The 15,867-nt window shown below is 60.9% G+C and carries 29 protein-coding genes; all 29 read right to left on the bottom strand.

Features of this window, described 5'->3' with window-relative positions:
* Positions 1–7: 7 nt before the first annotated feature.
* The 29 genes from rpsM to rpsL all read right to left on the bottom strand — a co-directional run bounded on the left by rpsM (position 8) and on the right by rpsL (position 15,816).
* Entirely contained in the window at positions 8–370 is a 363-nt protein-coding gene (rpsM, locus tag GPA27_RS03980; protein WP_169127181.1) for a 30S ribosomal protein S13, read from the bottom strand.
* Between the two features lie 53 nt (positions 371–423).
* Positions 424–537: a 50S ribosomal protein L36 gene (gene rpmJ / locus GPA27_RS03975; RefSeq protein ID WP_076603157.1), complete on the bottom strand. Its 114-nt coding sequence runs from the start codon at positions 535–537 to the stop codon at positions 424–426.
* 21 nt (positions 538–558) lie between these two features.
* A complete protein-coding gene (infA, locus tag GPA27_RS03970; protein ID WP_015437563.1) occupies positions 559–777 on the bottom strand; it encodes a translation initiation factor IF-1 in 219 nt (72 codons plus the stop codon).
* Positions 778–780: 3 nt separating this feature from the next.
* Entirely contained in the window at positions 781–2,106 is a 1,326-nt protein-coding gene (gene secY / locus GPA27_RS03965; RefSeq protein ID WP_169138035.1) for a preprotein translocase subunit SecY, read from the bottom strand.
* Positions 2,107–2,120: 14 nt separating this feature from the next.
* Complete coding sequence (gene rplO / locus GPA27_RS03960; protein ID WP_169138033.1) at positions 2,121–2,558, bottom strand: 50S ribosomal protein L15; 438 nt, start codon at positions 2,556–2,558, stop codon at positions 2,121–2,123.
* Position 2,559: 1 nt separating this feature from the next.
* A complete protein-coding gene (gene rpmD, locus GPA27_RS03955; protein WP_015437566.1) occupies positions 2,560–2,742 on the bottom strand; it encodes a 50S ribosomal protein L30 in 183 nt (60 codons plus the stop codon).
* 3 nt (positions 2,743–2,745) lie between these two features.
* Complete coding sequence (rpsE, locus tag GPA27_RS03950) at positions 2,746–3,270, bottom strand: 30S ribosomal protein S5 (RefSeq protein ID WP_169138031.1); 525 nt, start codon at positions 3,268–3,270, stop codon at positions 2,746–2,748.
* A gap of 12 nt (positions 3,271–3,282) precedes the next feature.
* Entirely contained in the window at positions 3,283–3,636 is a 354-nt protein-coding gene (gene rplR / locus GPA27_RS03945) for a 50S ribosomal protein L18 (RefSeq protein ID WP_169138029.1), read from the bottom strand.
* 12 nt (positions 3,637–3,648) lie between these two features.
* Positions 3,649–4,182: a 50S ribosomal protein L6 gene (gene rplF, locus GPA27_RS03940; protein ID WP_169138027.1), complete on the bottom strand. Its 534-nt coding sequence runs from the start codon at positions 4,180–4,182 to the stop codon at positions 3,649–3,651.
* Positions 4,183–4,191: 9 nt separating this feature from the next.
* On the bottom strand, positions 4,192–4,587 hold the full coding sequence (gene rpsH / locus GPA27_RS03935; RefSeq protein WP_076603152.1) for a 30S ribosomal protein S8: 396 nt from the start codon (positions 4,585–4,587) through the stop codon (positions 4,192–4,194).
* A 12-nt stretch (positions 4,588–4,599) separates the two neighbouring features.
* Positions 4,600–4,905 (bottom strand): 30S ribosomal protein S14, encoded by a 306-nt coding sequence (rpsN, locus tag GPA27_RS03930; RefSeq protein WP_050417524.1) that lies wholly within the window; start codon positions 4,903–4,905, stop codon positions 4,600–4,602.
* Between the two features lie 7 nt (positions 4,906–4,912).
* Positions 4,913–5,452, bottom strand: a complete 540-nt coding sequence (rplE, locus tag GPA27_RS03925; RefSeq protein WP_169138025.1) for a 50S ribosomal protein L5 — start codon at positions 5,450–5,452, stop codon at positions 4,913–4,915.
* A 9-nt stretch (positions 5,453–5,461) separates the two neighbouring features.
* Complete coding sequence (rplX, locus tag GPA27_RS03920; RefSeq protein WP_169138023.1) at positions 5,462–5,779, bottom strand: 50S ribosomal protein L24; 318 nt, start codon at positions 5,777–5,779, stop codon at positions 5,462–5,464.
* Positions 5,780–5,791: 12 nt separating this feature from the next.
* Entirely contained in the window at positions 5,792–6,160 is a 369-nt protein-coding gene (gene rplN, locus GPA27_RS03915) for a 50S ribosomal protein L14 (protein ID WP_018987832.1), read from the bottom strand.
* A gap of 148 nt (positions 6,161–6,308) precedes the next feature.
* Positions 6,309–6,578, bottom strand: a complete 270-nt coding sequence (gene rpsQ / locus GPA27_RS03910) for a 30S ribosomal protein S17 (RefSeq protein WP_076603148.1) — start codon at positions 6,576–6,578, stop codon at positions 6,309–6,311.
* On the bottom strand, positions 6,575–6,769 hold the full coding sequence (rpmC, locus tag GPA27_RS03905) for a 50S ribosomal protein L29 (RefSeq protein WP_050417529.1): 195 nt from the start codon (positions 6,767–6,769) through the stop codon (positions 6,575–6,577). Before rpmC ends, rpsQ begins: the two co-directional genes overlap by 4 nt.
* A gap of 2 nt (positions 6,770–6,771) precedes the next feature.
* The gene (gene rplP / locus GPA27_RS03900; protein WP_050418483.1) at positions 6,772–7,185 is read right to left on the bottom strand and encodes a 50S ribosomal protein L16; all 414 of its coding nucleotides are present in this window, start codon (positions 7,183–7,185) and stop codon (positions 6,772–6,774) included.
* Complete coding sequence (rpsC, locus tag GPA27_RS03895; protein WP_169138021.1) at positions 7,185–7,976, bottom strand: 30S ribosomal protein S3; 792 nt, start codon at positions 7,974–7,976, stop codon at positions 7,185–7,187. The genes rplP and rpsC overlap by 1 nt, the downstream gene beginning before the upstream one ends.
* 9 nt (positions 7,977–7,985) lie before the next feature.
* Entirely contained in the window at positions 7,986–8,315 is a 330-nt protein-coding gene (gene rplV / locus GPA27_RS03890) for a 50S ribosomal protein L22 (RefSeq protein WP_018987827.1), read from the bottom strand.
* 9 nt (positions 8,316–8,324) lie between these two features.
* Positions 8,325–8,600: a 30S ribosomal protein S19 gene (gene rpsS / locus GPA27_RS03885; RefSeq protein WP_018987826.1), complete on the bottom strand. Its 276-nt coding sequence runs from the start codon at positions 8,598–8,600 to the stop codon at positions 8,325–8,327.
* 10 nt (positions 8,601–8,610) lie between these two features.
* Positions 8,611–9,438, bottom strand: coding sequence for a 50S ribosomal protein L2 (rplB, locus tag GPA27_RS03880; RefSeq protein WP_169138019.1), 828 nt, complete (start codon positions 9,436–9,438; stop codon positions 8,611–8,613).
* Positions 9,439–9,443: 5 nt separating this feature from the next.
* Complete coding sequence (gene rplW, locus GPA27_RS03875) at positions 9,444–9,749, bottom strand: 50S ribosomal protein L23 (protein WP_169138017.1); 306 nt, start codon at positions 9,747–9,749, stop codon at positions 9,444–9,446.
* A complete protein-coding gene (gene rplD / locus GPA27_RS03870; RefSeq protein ID WP_169138015.1) occupies positions 9,746–10,366 on the bottom strand; it encodes a 50S ribosomal protein L4 in 621 nt (206 codons plus the stop codon). The genes rplW and rplD overlap by 4 nt, the downstream gene beginning before the upstream one ends.
* Positions 10,367–10,377: 11 nt before the next feature.
* Positions 10,378–11,022: a 50S ribosomal protein L3 gene (gene rplC, locus GPA27_RS03865; RefSeq protein WP_169138013.1), complete on the bottom strand. Its 645-nt coding sequence runs from the start codon at positions 11,020–11,022 to the stop codon at positions 10,378–10,380.
* A gap of 115 nt (positions 11,023–11,137) precedes the next feature.
* Positions 11,138–11,449, bottom strand: a complete 312-nt coding sequence (gene rpsJ, locus GPA27_RS03860) for a 30S ribosomal protein S10 (protein ID WP_018987821.1) — start codon at positions 11,447–11,449, stop codon at positions 11,138–11,140.
* A 63-nt stretch (positions 11,450–11,512) separates the two neighbouring features.
* Positions 11,513–12,703 (bottom strand): elongation factor Tu, encoded by a 1,191-nt coding sequence (gene tuf / locus GPA27_RS03855; protein ID WP_169137995.1) that lies wholly within the window; start codon positions 12,701–12,703, stop codon positions 11,513–11,515.
* Between the two features lie 25 nt (positions 12,704–12,728).
* On the bottom strand, positions 12,729–14,828 hold the full coding sequence (gene fusA, locus GPA27_RS03850) for an elongation factor G (RefSeq protein WP_169138011.1): 2,100 nt from the start codon (positions 14,826–14,828) through the stop codon (positions 12,729–12,731).
* 107 nt (positions 14,829–14,935) lie between these two features.
* A complete protein-coding gene (gene rpsG, locus GPA27_RS03845) occupies positions 14,936–15,406 on the bottom strand; it encodes a 30S ribosomal protein S7 (protein ID WP_050417537.1) in 471 nt (156 codons plus the stop codon).
* Positions 15,407–15,438: 32 nt separating this feature from the next.
* The gene (gene rpsL, locus GPA27_RS03840) at positions 15,439–15,816 is read right to left on the bottom strand and encodes a 30S ribosomal protein S12 (RefSeq protein WP_018987817.1); all 378 of its coding nucleotides are present in this window, start codon (positions 15,814–15,816) and stop codon (positions 15,439–15,441) included.
* Between the last annotated feature and the right edge of the window lie 51 nt (positions 15,817–15,867).

Here is a 15,867-nt window from a genome sequence, read left to right as displayed (position 1 = left end):
GTCCTTATCACTTCTTGCCGGCGATCGCCTTGCGCGGTCCCTTGCGGGTGCGGGCGTTAGTCCGGGTCCTCTGACCGCGCAGCGGAAGGCCGCGACGATGACGGACACCACGATAGCAACCCAAGTCCATCAGGCGCTTGATATTCATCGTCACTTCACGGCGAAGATCGCCTTCGACGACAAACTTTCCAACCTCGTCACGCAGACGCTCCATGTCCGACTCGGTGAGATCCTTCACCTTGACGGAACGCGCAACGTTAGCGGAATCACAGATTTTCTGAGCACGCGAACGGCCAATTCCATAGATGGCGGTCAGCGCAATCTCGGCATGCTTGTGATTGGGAATGTTTACCCCAGCAATACGGGCCATTCGATTACCCCAAAAAGCTAAACATTAAATGTTAATCCCTGAGCGCCCTAAGATCAACCCTGGCGCTGCTTATGCCGCGGGTCCGCGCAGATGACACGAACAACACCCTTACGGCGAACGATCTTGCAATTGCGGCAGAGCCGCTTAACCGATGCCTGAACTCTCATTTCCTTGCTCCTGTTTCTTGATTACTTGGTCCGGAATACGATCCGGGCCTTGGTCAGGTCATAGGGCGTCAACTGCACGGTGACCTTGTCGCCAGGAAGAATGCGGATGTAGTGCATACGCATCTTCCCGGAGATGTACCCGAGGACCATGTGTCCGTTTTCGAGTCGGACGCGAAACGTTGCGTTGGGGAGATTCTCGGTAACCTCGCCCTGCATCTCGATAACGTCTTCCTTCGCCATAACTTACCGGATCGGAAGGCCCGCCCCCTTGAAGTTCGCCTTCTTCAGCAGACTCTCGTACTGGTGAGACATCACGTAAGCCTGAACCTGCGCCATGAAGTCCATCGTCACCACCACGATGATCAGCAGCGATGTCCCGCCGAAGTAGAACGGAACATTCCACTTCAGGATCAGGAACTCGGGCAGCAGGCACACCAGCGTGATATACACAGCACCCACCAGCGTCAGGCGCGTCAAGATCTTGTCGATGTAACGCGCTGTCTGATCACCCGGCCGGATACCCGGCACGAACGCCCCGCTCTTCTTCAGGTTATCCGCGGTTTCCCGTGCGTTGAACACGAGCGCGGTGTAGAAGAAGCAGAAGAACACGATCGCGACGGCATAGAGCATCACGTAGACCGGCTGCCCGGGCGCCAGCTTCGCCGAAAGATCCCGCAGCCATATCATGCTCTCCGACGAACCGAACCACTGTCCCAGCGTCGCAGGGAAGAGGATGATGCTGGACGCGAAGATCGGCGGAATTACCCCGGCCATGTTGAGCTTCAGCGGCAGATGCGAACTCTGCCCGCCGTAGACCTTGTTGCCGACCTGGCGCTTTGCGTAGTTCACCAGGATCTTGCGCTGCCCGCGTTCGACGAACACCACGAACGCCGTGACAAGGACCACCAGCACGCAGATCAGCAGCGCCGTGAAGGGATGCATTGCACCCGTGCGGACGAGCTCGAACAGACCGGCGATCGAACTCGGCAGCCCCGCCGCAATGCCGGCGAAGATGATGAGGGAGATACCGTTGCCCAACCCGCGTTCAGTGATCTGCTCACCGAGCCACATCAGGAACATCGTGCCCGTCACAAGCGTCGCCACCGTCACGAAACGGAAGGTGAGCCCCGGATCCAGCACCAGACCGGCCTGCCCTTCGAGCGCGATCGCGATACCGAGCGACTGGGCCAACGCCAGAACCAGCGTACCGGCGCGCGTATACTGCGTGATCTTGCGCCGTCCGGCCTCGCCCTCCTTCTTCAGGGCTTCCAGCGACGGCACTGCCACGGTCATCAGCTGCATGATGATCGATGCCGAGATGTACGGCATGATCCCCAGCGCAAAGATCGTGAAACGCGACAGCGCGCCACCCGAGAACAGGTTGAAGACGCCGAGAATCCCCCCCGACTGCGACTGGAACAGCTCAGCCAGCCGACTGGGATCGATTCCGGGCACAGGAATGTGCGCACCGATCCGATAGACGATCAGAGCACCGACAAGAAACATCAGGCGGCGCTTCAGATCGCCAAACCGACCGGGCGTTCCCAAGGTGGCAGCGGGATTGGCCACAGCTGGATTCCCGCTTACTCGGTGACGACCGAACCGCCGGCCGCCTGAATGGCCGCGAGCGCGCCCTTCGTTGCACCGACGCCGCGCAGCGTGACCTTGCGGCCGATGCTGCCGGAGAGCACCACCTTCGCGGAAAGCGCATCGGCAGCGACCACACCAGCCTGCTTCAGCACGAGCAGATCGATCTCATCCACCGGCAGCTTGTCCAGCTCCGAGAGGCGAACTTCGGCATTGCGCGACCCGGTCAGCGAGACGAAGCCCCGCTTCGGCAGTCGACGCTGCAGCGGCATCTGACCGCCTTCGAAACCGACCTTGTGGAAGCCGCCGGCACGGGACTTTTGTCCCTTGTGACCGCGGCCGCAGGTCTTGCCCAGACCGCTGCCGATGCCGCGCCCGACGCGCTTGGCGTTCGACTTCGAACCAGCCGCGGGTTTAATCGTATTCAGACGCATCTCAACCCTCACACTTCACCAGGTAGGACACCTTGTTCACCATGCCCCGAACCTCAGGCGTGTCCTGAAGTTCGACGGTATGGTTCAGGCGACGCAAGCCGAGCCCGCGCACCGTCGCACGGTGCGACTGCTTGGTACCGATCACGCTCTTGACCAGCGTAACCTTGATCGTTTTCTCGGCCATGGCTTACCCCAGAATTTCTTCGACGCTCTTGCCACGCTTCGCGGCAATCTCCGCCGGCGTGTTGACCGCCAGGAGACCGTTCAGCGTTGCACGCACGACGTTGTACGGATTCGACGAACCGATGCACTTGCAGGTCACGTCGGTCACACCCATGACTTCGAAAACCGCGCGCATCGGGCCGCCGGCAATAATGCCGGTGCCGCTCGGCGCCGGCTGCATCAACACCGACGAAGCGCCATGCTTGCCGACCACCGAATGCTGCAGCGTGCCGTTCTTCAGCGAGACCTTGACCATCTTGCGACGCGCTTCGTCCATAGCCTTCTGCACGGCGACGGGCACTTCACGGGACTTGCCCTTGCCCATGCCGATGCCGCCATCGCCATCGCCAACCACCGTCAGCGCCGCAAAACCGAGGATACGACCGCCCTTCACGACCTTGGTCACGCGGTTGATGGCAACCATCTTCTCGCGCAGGCCGTCGTCACGCTCCTCGGAAGCCTGCGGACGCTTGCTTTGTTGCTTAGCCATACGATTCCTCGCTTAGAACTTGAGACCGCCTTCGCGGGCGGCCTCGGCCAGCGCCTTGACGCGACCGTGATACTGGAAGCCGGCACGATCGAACGCGACGGACTCGATACCCGCGGCCTTCGCACGCTCGGCGATCAGCTTGCCGACGATCGCTGCAGCGGCCTTGTTGCCGCCGTGCGACAGTTGCGAACGCACGTCCGTCTCGACCGTCGAGGCAGCCGCGAGCACGCGCGCGCCGGAACCATCGATGATCTGGGCGTAGATGTGGGAATTGGAACGGAACACAGTCAGACGAACCGCCTTCAGTTCCGCGATTTTGGCTCGGGTTTTACGAGCACGACGCAGACGAACCACTTTCTTGTTCATATCGAACCGCCCTTACTTCTTCTTGGTTTCCTTGAGCACGACCACCTCGTCCGCGTAGCGGACGCCCTTGCCCTTATAGGGCTCGGGAGCGCGGTATGCACGCACTTCGGCAGCGACTTGACCAACCTGCTGCTTGTCGATGCCCTTGATGACGATTTCCGTCTGAGTCGGGGTTTCCACCTTCACGCCCGCCGGCATCTGATGCACGACAGGATGCGAGAAACCGAGCGTCAGATTCAGCTTGTCGCCCTGCGCCTGCGCACGATAACCGACGCCCACGAGGTTCAGCTTGCGCTCGAAACCCTTCGTCACGCCGGTGACCATGTTATTCACGAGCGCGCGCACGGTACCCGACATCGCACGACCGTTCGCGGCACCGGCAACAGCGGCGAACACGAGCACATCGCCTTCGCGCTGGACGGAGACGGAACTGCCGATGTACTGCTTGACGGTACCCAGCGGCCCCTTCACGGAAACCTCGCCAGCCGCGACGTTCACATCGACGCCCTGGGGGATTGCCACCGGATTCTTAGCTACACGAGACATGAGACCCCCTTAAGCGACGTAACAGATGACTTCGCCGCCCACGCGTCCGGCACGTGCCGCACGATCGGTCATGACGCCACGCGGCGTCGACACGATCGCGACGCCGAGACCGTTCATGACACGCGGCAGATCGTCGCTGCCCTTGTAGACACGCAGACCGGGACGGCTGACACGCTCGATGCGCTCAATGACCGGACGACCGGCGTAGTACTTCAGAACCACATCGAGCTGCGCCTTGCCTTCGGCATCGCGGACTGCATAGCCGTCGATGTAACCTTCATCCTGCAGGACCTTGGCGATCGCAACTTTCAGCTTGGAGCTGGGCATCGACACGCTCTGCTTCTGAGCCTGCTGACCGTTACGGATGCGGGTCAGCATATCGGCGATCGGATCGGACATACTCATTCGATAATCTCCTTACCAGCTCGCCTTGGTCATGCCCGGAACTTCGCCGCGGAACGCGAGATCGCGCAGCTTGTTGCGGCACAGCCCAAATTTGCGGAACACGCCGCGCGGACGACCCGTCAGGGCGCAGCGATTGCGCTCGCGAACGGGGCTTGCGTTGCGGGGAAGCTGCTGCAGCTTCAGACGAGCAGCCATGCGCTCTTCTTCAGGCAACTTGAAATCGTTGATCTGAGCGATCAGCGCGGCACGCTTCGCGGCGAACTTCGCCACGAGCTTGCGACGCTTCTCTTCTCGATTGATCAGAGCCAGTTTTGCCATAACACCCTCAATTCTTGAACGGGAACTTGAACGCCGCGAGCAGAGCGCGAGCTTCCTGATCGGTCTTGGCCGTCGTCGTGATGCTGATGTTCATACCCCGCAGAGCATCGATCTTGTCGTACTCGATTTCGGGAAAAATGATCTGCTCTTTCACGCCCAGGTTGTAGTTGCCGCGACCGTCGAAGCCCTTGCCGGCAATACCGCGAAAATCGCGAATACGCGGCATGGCGATCGTCACCAGACGATCCAGGAATTCGAACATCTTCTCGCCACGCAAGGTCACCATGCAGCCGATCGGATAACCGTCACGAATCTTGAAACCCGCGATCGACTTGCGTGCCTTGGTCACAACCGGCTTCTGACCAGCGATCTTCTGCATGTCGCCAACGGCATGCTCGAGGATCTTCTTGTCGCCAACCGCCTCGCCGACACCCATGTTCAGCGTGATCTTCGTAACACGAGGCACTTCCATCACGGACTTGTACCCGAACTGCTTCAGCAGATCGGGAGCAATCGTTTCCTTGTAGTACTGCTGCAAGCGCGCCATCACCACTCCTTACGCGTTCACCAGTTCGCCATTCGACTTGAAGAAGCGCACCTTGCGACCATCCTCAAGCACACGAATACCCACGCGATCACCCTTCTGGGTCGCGGAGTTGAACAGCGCAACATTCGAAACGTGCAGCGGCATCTCTTTCTCGACGATGCCACCCACTTCCCCTTTGAGCGGATTCGGACGCACATGCTTCTTCGCGCGATTCACACCCTCAACCACCAGATGCTCCTCGCCGACCCGACGCAGCACGACACCGCGACGACCACGGTCCTTGCCCGTCAGGACAACGACCTCATCACCCTTGCGGATCTTGTTCATCTCGATAACTCCTTAGAGCACTTCAGGCGCCAGCGAGACGATCTTCATGAACCGCTCGGTACGCAGCTCGCGCGTCACCGGCCCGAAGATACGCGTGCCGATCGGCTCGAGCTTGTTATTCAGCAGGACGGCCGCATTGCCATCGAACCTTACCAACGAACCGTCCGGACGACGCACGCCCTTCGCGGTACGCACCACCACGGCACTATAGATGTCGCCTTTCTTGACGCGACCCCTCGGCGCGGCATCCTTCACGGTCACCTTGATGATGTCGCCGATGCTGGCATAGCGACGCTTGGAACCACCAAGGACCTTGATGCACATCACCGAACGCGCGCCGGTGTTGTCGGCGACGTCCAGAATGGACTGCATTTGAATCATGAATTTATCTCCAACTTGCCCCGCTACAGCGGTCAGTCTTGGAACCCGTACGGGTAGGGAGCCCCGAAGAGCGAAAAGCAAAGAAAGAAAATTATAACAGCCTGGCAGTCGCCTGCCAAGCTGTCCACAGCAGTAGCCCGTACTCTGCTTAGATTACGCGCGCCTTCTCGAGCACCTTCGCAACGCGCCAGGACTTGGTTTTGGAAATCGGACGGCACTCCTCGATCTCAACCAGGTCGCCAGCGGCAGCGACGCCACCTTCGACATGCGCATGATACTTCGCCGAGCGCGTGATCACCTTTCCGTACAGCTCGTGCTTGACGCGACGCTCGACCAGCACGGTGACCGTGTTCTGCATCTTGTCGCTGACTACACGGCCGACGAGGGCGCGACGCACCTTTTCGATTTGTTCGCTCATTTCTGCCCTGCCTTTTCACGCAGAACGGTACGCACACGCGCGATGTCGTGGCGAACCTTTCCGAGTTGGCTCGTGTTGCCGAGCTGCTGCGTCGCAAGCTGCATGCGCAGCGAGAACTGCGCCTTCAGCAGCTCAAGCAATTCCTGATTCAATTCACCGGCGCTTTTCGCGCGGAGTTCACTCGCTTTCATGATTACCCCAGTTGACGGTGAACAAACACGGTCTCGAGCGGCAGCTTAGCGGCTGCAAGACGGAACGCTTCACGCGCCAGCGCCTCGTCGACACCATCCATCTCGTACAGAACCTTGCCCGGCTGGATCTCGGCAACCCAGTACTCGGGGTTGCCCTTGCCGTTACCCATACGGACTTCGGCAGGCTTCTTCGAGATCGGCTTGTCCGGGAAGATCCGGATCCAGATACGGCCGCCGCGCTTGATATGCCGCGTCATTGCGCGACGGGCAGATTCGATCTGGCGAGCCGTCAGGCGACCACGTCCAATTGCCTTGAGGCCGAATTCGCCGAAGCTAACCTTCGCACCGCGCGTTGCCACTCCGGTGTTACGGCCCTTCTGCTCCTTTCGATATTTCCTTCTCGTCGGCTGAAGCATCATTCACCCCTGCTTTCTTGCGGCTGCTTGGCCTGCCCTTCAGCACCACCACGGCGGGCGGGACGGCGACCGGGACGACCTTCGCCCTCGGCACCGCGCGGCGCGCCGCGTCGGCCACGACGAGCCTCATTCTCGTTCTCGACGACTGCCGGACGCTCATTGCGGCCGAGCATGTCGCCCTTATAGACCCAAACCTTGATGCCGATGATGCCGTAGGTCGTGCTTGCTTCCGAGACCCCGTAATCAATGTCGGCACGCAGGGTATGCAGCGGCACGCGACCTTCGCGGTACCACTCCGTGCGTGCGATTTCGGCGCCGTTGAGGCGACCGGCGCTCATGATCTTGATGCCTTGGGCGCCCAGACGCATCGCGTTCTGCATCGCGCGCTTCATGGCGCGGCGGAACATGATGCGCTTCTCGAGCTGCTGAGCGATCGAGTCGGCGATCAGCTTCGCGTCGACTTCCGGCTTGCGCACTTCCTCGATGTTGACGTGAACCGGCACGCCCATGATCTTCTGGAGCTCGCGCTTCAGCAGTTCGATGTCTTCGCCCTTCTTGCCGATCACGACACCGGGACGCGCGCTGAACAGCGTGATGCGCGCGTTCTTGGCCGGACGCTCGATGATGATGCGACCGACCGAGGCGTGCGCGAGCTTCTTCTTCAGGAAGTCCCGGACCTTGATGTCCTCGTGCAGCATCTTGGAGTAGTCGCGGCTCGAAGCGAACCAACGCGAGCTCCAGTCACGGGTGACCGCGAGACGGAATCCGGTCGGATGAATTTTCTGACCCATATTTACCCCTTACTCCCCGACGGTCACGTAGACATGGCAGGTCGGCTTCAGGATGCGGTTGCCGCGCCCTTTCGCGCGCGCCGTAAACCGCTTCAGCGACGTGCCTTCCTCGACGTAGATCGTCTTCACCTTGAGGGTGTCGATGTCTGCGCCATCGTTGTGTTCGGCATTCGCGATCGCCGACTCGACGACCTTGCGGATGATCTGCGCGCCCTTCTTCGGCGAGAAGGCGAGAATGTTCAGGGCCTGATCAACCGGCTTGCCCCGCACCTGGTCCGCAACCAGCCGGCCCTTCTGGGCCGACAGGCGAACACCGCGGAGGATTGCTTTGGTTTCCATGGTGACTCCTTACCTCTTCGCCTTCTTGCTCGCCGCATGACCCTTGAACGTACGGGTCAGCGCGAACTCGCCCAGCTTGTGGCCGACCATGTTCTCGGACACAAACACCGGAACATGCTGGCGGCCGTTATGCACCGCGATCGTGAGACCGACGAAGTCGGGCAGCACCGTGGACCGGCGCGACCACGTCTTGATCGGACGCTTGTCGTTGCTCACCCGCACGGCGTCGACCTTCTTCAGGAGGTGCGCGTCGACAAACGGGCCTTTTTTGATTGAACGTGCCATCTGTTACCCCTTAACGCTTGTGACGACGCTGCACGATCATGGTATCGGTGCGCTTGTTGCTGCGCGTACGATAACCCTTGGCCGGCTGACCCCACGGGCTACGCGGCACGCCACCCTCACCGGTACGGCCTTCGCCGCCACCGTGAGGGTGATCGACCGGGTTCATCGCCACGCCGCGAACGGTCGGGCGGATACCACGCCAGCGGTTTGCACCGGCCTTGCCGATCTTGCGCAGACCATGCTCTTCATTACCCACAACCCCGATCGCAGCGCGACACTCGACGTGCACGCGACGCACTTCGCCGGAGCGCAGACGAATCTGGGCATACGCGCCTTCACGCGCCAGGAGCTGCACCGAGGTGCCGGCGGCGCGCGCGATCTGCGCACCCTTGCCGGGCATCATCTCGACGCAGTGGATCGTCGAACCGACCGGAATATTGCGGATCGGCAGAACGTTGCCCGGCTTGATCGGAGCTTCGGCACCGCTCATCACCTGAGCGCCGACTTCCAGGCCCTTCGGGGCGATGATGTATGCACGCTCGCCATCGGCATAGCAGACGAGCGCGATGTTCGCCGAGCGGTTCGGGTCATACTCGATGCGCTCGACACGCGCCACGATCCCGTCCTTGTTGCGACGAAAATCGACCAGACGGTAGTGCTGCTTGTGGCCGCCACCCTTGTGGCGGACGGTGATGTGGCCGTTGTTGTTACGACCGGCATTCTTCGACTGCTTCTCGACGAGAGCGGCGAGCGGACGACCCTTATAGAGATCGGCATTCACCACCTTGACCATCGCGCGACGGCCGGCAGACGTAGGCTTGAGTTTTACCAGTGCCATGACTCTTACTCCCCGGCCGCGAAGTTGATTTCCTGACCCGGCTTCAGGCACACGAAGGCCTTCTTCCAGCCCTTGCGACGACCGGTCATCTTGCCGAAGCGCTTGACCTTGCCCTTCACGTTCGCGATCTGGACCGACTTGACCTCGACCTTGAACAGCAGCTCGACAGCCGCCTTGACTTCAGGCTTCGTCGCACACGACGCGACCTTGAACACGACCTGCTCGTTCTTGTCGGCGATAAATGTCGCCTTTTCGGAGATCTGGGGCGCGAGCAGCACCTGCATCAGACGCTCTTGGCTAAATCCGCTCATTGCCAGGCCTCCTCCATCTTGGCCAGCGCGCCCTTGGTCACGATCACGCGATCGTAATGCACCAGAGCCACCGGATCCGTCTCGCTGACTTCGAGCACCAGCACCTTGTGCAGGTTGCGCGACGACAGGAACAGGTTCTCATCGAACTGATCAGTGATCACGAGCACGGAATCCAGCCCCATGCCCTTCAGCTTCTGCGACAGAAGCTTGGTCTTCGGCGCCTCGACGCTGAAGTTCTCGACCACCGCGAGACGGTCTTCGCGCGCCAGTTGCGACAGGATCGACGCAACGCCCGCGCGGTACATCTTGCGGTTCAGCTTCTGCGAAAAGTTCTCTTCCGGCGAATTCGGGAAGATCCGACCACCACCACGCCACAGCGGGCTCGAGGCCATACCGGCACGGGCACGACCCGTACCCTTCTGGCGCCACGGCTTGCGGGTCGACTTGGCGACCTCGGAACGTCCCTTCTGCGCACGATTACCCGAGCGAGCGTTGGCCATGTAGGCAACGACGACCTGGTGAATCAGCGCCTCGTTGTAGTCGCGCCCGAAAAGCGCGTCAGAAGCCTGCAGCGTCGCCGCCTGCACACCCTGATCGTTCAATACTTTAAGTTCCATCACGTCCTCGCTCAGCCACGGGCCTTGACCGCGGGACGGACGATAACGTCGCCGCCCTTCGAACCCGGCACAGCCCCCTTGACCAGGAGCAACTGACGCTCAACATCAACGCGAACCACTTCGAGACTCTGCGTCGTGCGGGTCACATTGCCGTATTGCCCAGCCATACGCTTACCCGGGAACACGCGACCCGGATCCTGCGCCATACCGATCGAACCCGGGCTGTTATGCGACACCGAGTTACCGTGCGAAGCACGGTTCGACGAGAAGTTATGACGCTTGATGACGCCCGAGAAGCCCTTGCCGATCGAGGTACCGGTCACATCGACCTTCTGCCCAACCGCAAAGAGCTCCACGCTGATCACGTCACCAGCCTTCAGGCCAGCCAGCTGCGCCGGCTCGACAGTGAATTCGCGGAGGGTATGACCGGCTTCAACGCCAGCCTTGGCGAGATGCCCGGCGAGCGCCTTATTGACGCGACTCGCACGGCGCTTGCCGAAAGCCACCTGAACCGCGGCATAGCCGTCGCTTTCAGGCGTCTTGACTTGGGTAACGCGGTTATTGGCAACGTCAAGCACCGTCACCGGGACGCTACGACCGTCCTCGGCGAAAATGCGAGTCATGCCAACCTTGCGTCCTACAAGGCCTAGACTCATTTTTTTCTCCTGATCCCCGGTTACGATTGACCGGGCCCTATCACATGAATTGCGCCAAAAGACGCAAAGGCCGGATTATACCGGCCTTTTTTCAAACTCCGCAAGCGCGGATGACTTACTGCAGCTTGATCTCGACGTCGACGCCAGCCGGCAGGTCCAGCTTCATCAGCGCATCGACCGTCTTGTCGGTCGGATCGATGATATCCATCAGACGCTGGTGGGTGCGGATCTCGAACTGGTCGCGCGAGGTCTTGTTGACGTGCGGCGAACGCAGAAGGTCGAAGCGCTCGATCCGGGTCGGCAGCGGGACGGGACCGCGAACGACGGCGCCAGTACGCTTGGCAGTATCGACAATCTCCAGCGCCGACTGATCGATCAGACGGTAGTCGAAGGCCTTCAGACGGATACGAATCTTCTGGTTTTGCATGTTGCAGTCCTTAAAAGAGCAAAAACCCCGGGGCAACTACCCCAGGGGCATTGAAAGATGCAATTACTCGATGATCTTGGCGACGACGCCGGCGCCAACGGTACGACCACCTTCGCGGATCGCGAAGCGCAGGCCTTCTTCCATGGCGATCGGAGCCATCAGCTTGACGGTGATCGACACGTTGTCGCCCGGCATGACCATCTCGGTGCCTTCCGGCAGTGCGATCGAACCGGTCACGTCGGTGGTACGGAAGTAGAACTGCGGACGATAGTTGTTGAAGAACGGAGTATGACGGCCACCCTCTTCCTTCGACAGCACATACACTTCACCGGTGAAGTGGGTGTGCGGCTTGATCGAACCCGGCTTGCACAGGACCTGACCCCGCTCGACGTCTTCACGCTTGGTGCCGCGCAGCAGCACGCCGACGTTGTCGCCCGCCTGACCTTGGTCGAGCAGCTTGCGGAACATTTCGACGCCGGTGCAGATGGTCTTGACCGTGGGCTTGATGCCGACGATTTCGACTTCTTCACCCACTTTGACGATGCCACGCTCGACACGACCGGTGACCACGGTGCCGCGGCCGGAGATCGAGAACACATCTTCGATCGGCAGCAGGAAGGGCTTGTCGATCGCGCGTTCCGGGGTCGGGATGTAGCTGTCGAGGGCCTCGGCCAGCTTCATGATGGCGCCTTCGCCCAGCTCGCCCTTGTCGCCTTCGATGGCCTTCAGCGCCGAACCCTTGATGATGGGGATGTCGTCGCCCGGGAAGTCGTACTTCGACAGCAGCTCGCGCACTTCCATCTCAACCAGCTCGAGCAGCTCTTCGTCGTCGACCATGTCGCACTTGTTCAGGAAGACGATGATGTACGGCACGCCGACCTGGCGGGCCAGCAGGATGTGCTCGCGCGTCTGCGGCATCGGGCCGTCAGCGGCCGAGCACACCAGGATCGCGCCGTCCATCTGGGCAGCGCCGGTAATCATGTTCTTGACGTAGTCGGCGTGACCCGGGCAATCAACGTGCGCGTAGTGACGGTTGGCCGTCTCGTATTCAACGTGCGCCGTGTTGATCGTGATGCCGCGCGCCTTTTCTTCCGGCGCCGCGTCGATCTGGTCGTAGGCCTTCGCCTCGCCGCCGAACTTCGTCGACAGGATCGTCGTGATCGCTGCAGTCAGGGTCGTCTTGCCATGGTCAACGTGGCCGATCGTCCCAACGTTTACGTGCGGTTTCGTCCGCTCAAACTTGCCTTTAGCCATTGTGAGAATCCTCGCTTGAGTTCTGTTACTTGCTACGATTGCTGATCACCGCCTCCGCAACGCTCTTGGGCGCTTCGGAGTAGTGCTTGAATTCCATCGAGTAGGTGGCGCGTCCCTGCGACAGCGAACGCAACTGGGTCGCATAGCCGAACATCTCGGCCAGCGGCACCTCCGCCTTCACTTCCTTCATGCCGCCAGGCAGGTCATCCATACCCTGGACGATACCGCGACGACCGGACAGGTCACCCATGACGTTGCCCATGTAGTCTTCAGGCGTCTCGACGACAACCGCCATCATCGGCTCGAGCAGAACCGGACTGGCCTTGCGCATCGCGTCCTTGAATGCCATCGAGGCCGCCATCTTGAACGCGTTCTCGTTCGAGTCGACGTCGTGGTAGGAACCGTCGAACAGCGTGACCTTGACATCAACAACCGGGAAGCCGGCGAGCACGCCGTTCGGCAGCGTCTCCTGGAGCCCCTTGTCGACCGCGGGGATGTACTCGCGCGGCACCGTACCCCCCTTGATCGCATCGACGAATTCGTAGCCCTTGCCGGCCTCGTTCGGCTCAAGCTTGATCCAGACGTGACCGAACTGGCCGCGACCGCCGGATTGCTTGACGAACTTGCCTTCCTGCTCGACCGCCTTGCGGATCGCCTCACGATAGGCAACCTGCGGCGCGCCAACGTTTGCTTCGACGTTGAACTCGCGCTTCATGCGGTCGACGATGATCTCCAGGTGCAGTTCACCCATACCCGAGATGATCGTCTGCCCCGACTCCTCGTCAGTGCGCACACGGAAGGACGGGTCTTCGGCCGCCAGACGACTGAGCGCGATGCCCATCTTTTCCTGGTCGCTCTTGGTCTTCGGCTCTACCGCGACGTGGATCACGGGATCAGGGAAGACCATGCGTTCGAGGATGATCGGCGCGCTCGGGTCGCACAGCGTCTCGCCCGTCGTCACTTCCTTGAGACCCACGCACGCGGCGATGTCGCCGGCGAGAACTTCCTTGATCTCGTGACGCTCGTTGGCATGCATCTGCAGGATGCGGCCGATACGCTCCTTCTTGCCCTTGACCGAGTTCAGCACGGTTTCGCCGGATTGCAGGACGCCCGAGTACACGCGCACGAACGTGAGCTGACCGACGAACGGGTCCGTCATCAGCTTGAACGCCAGCGCCGAGAACTTTTCGGAGTCGTCCGCCCGACGAGAAACGGGCTTTTCGTCGTCATCGGTACCCGCGACCGGCGGAATGTCCACCGGCGAAGGGAGCAACTCGATGACGGCGTCGAGCATGCGCTGCACGCCCTTGTTCTTGAACGCAGTACCGCACAGCATCGGCTGGATCTCGCACGCGATGGTGCGCTGGCGCAGACCGGCGTTGATCTTCTCGATAGACAGGTCGCCGTTCTCGAGGTACTCGTTCATGAGCTCCTCGCTGGCTTCGGCAGCCGCTTCGATCATTTTCTCGCGCCACTCCTGCGCGTCCGCCTCCAGTTCAGAGGGAATGTCGCGGTACTCGAACTTCATGCCCTGACTGGCTTCGTCCCAGTAGATCGCCTTCATGCGGACCAGGTCGACCACGCCGACGAACGATTCTTCGGCACCGATCGGGATCACGATGGGCACCGGGTTCGCCTTCAGGCGGGTGCGCATCTGCTCGTACACCTTGAAGAAGTTAGCGCCCTGGCGGTCCATCTTGTTCACGAAGGCGAGACGCGGCACCTTGTACTTGGTCGCCTGACGCCACACGGTTTCGGACTGGGGCTGAACGCCACCGACCGCGCAGTACACCATGCACGCGCCATCGAGGACGCGCATCGAGCGCTCGACCTCGATCGTGAAGTCCACGTGTCCCGGGGTATCGATGATGTTGAAGCGGTGCTCGGGGAACGACAGGTCCATGCCCTTCCAGAAGCAGGTCGTCGCGGCCGAGGTAATGGTGATACCCCGCTCCTGCTCCTGCTCCATCCAGTCCATGGTCGCGGCGCCATCATGAACTTCACCGATCTTGTGATTCACACCGGTGTAGAAAAGAATGCGCTCGGTCGTCGTTGTCTTGCCGGCGTCGATGTGAGCGGAAATACCGATATTGCGGTAGCGCTCAATGGGAGTCTTGCGAGCCACGGTTTATCCTGCCTTCCAGAATTCGCGCCAGGCGCGAAAGTCCAAGTGTCTTGTTACAAAACAATCGAGCCCTTGCCAGGGCCCGATTAACCGCTGTCCGAAGCCGCTTAGAAGCGGTAGTGCGAGAACGCCTTGTTCGCCTCGGCCATACGGTGCACTTCTTCGCGCTTCTTCATCGCGGCACCACGGCCTTCAGCGGCTTCGAGCAGCTCGCCGGCGAGGCGCTGGGCCATCGACTTCTCGGCGCGCTTGCGAGCGGCCTCGCGCAGCCAGCGCATCGACAGCGCCATGCGGCGCGACGGGCGCACTTCGACCGGGACCTGGTAGTTGGCACCACCAACGCGGCGGCTCTTGACCTCGACCACCGGCTTGACGTTCGCCACCGCAGACGAGAAGACCTCGAGCGGGTCCTTCCCGGCCTTGCCGGAGATGTGCGCGAACGCGCCGTAGACGATGCGCTCGGCAACCGACTTCTTGCCGGCCTGCATGATCACGTTGATGAACTTGGAAACATCCTGGGAACCGAATTTCGGATCCGGCAGGATTTCACGCTTAGGTACTTCGCGACGACGGGGCATGACAACCTCTAGCTATTTCTGAATGCCGACAATTAGGATTTCTTCGGACGCTTGGCGCCGTACTTCGAGCGCGACTGCTTACGATCCTTCACGCCCTGCAGGTCGAGCGAACCGCGCACGATGTGGTAGCGCACACCCGGCAAGTCTTTCACACGACCACCGCGAATCAGGACCACCGAGTGCTCCTGAAGGTTGTGGCCTTCGCCACCGATGTACGAGATCACTTCGAAGCCGTTCGTCAGACGAACCTTCGCGACCTTACGCAACGCGGAGTTCGGCTTCTTCGGCGTCGTGGTGTAGACGCGAGTGCACACGCCACGCTTCTGCGGGCAAGCATCGAGCGCCGGCACTTTGCTCTTGACGACTGCAAGTTGCCGGGGCTTGCGGACGAGCTGATTAATTGTTGGCATAGCTTGAGAATTTTCCATTATACCGGGACAGCCCTTGAGGCCGCCCCGGGC

The sequence above is a fragment of the Aromatoleum toluolicum genome, from assembly GCF_012911005.2.
GTDB lineage: Bacteria > Pseudomonadota > Gammaproteobacteria > Burkholderiales > Rhodocyclaceae > Aromatoleum > Aromatoleum toluolicum.
Note: the sequence above shows the minus strand (reverse complement) of the source record. Positions and strands in the feature narration are given on the sequence as shown.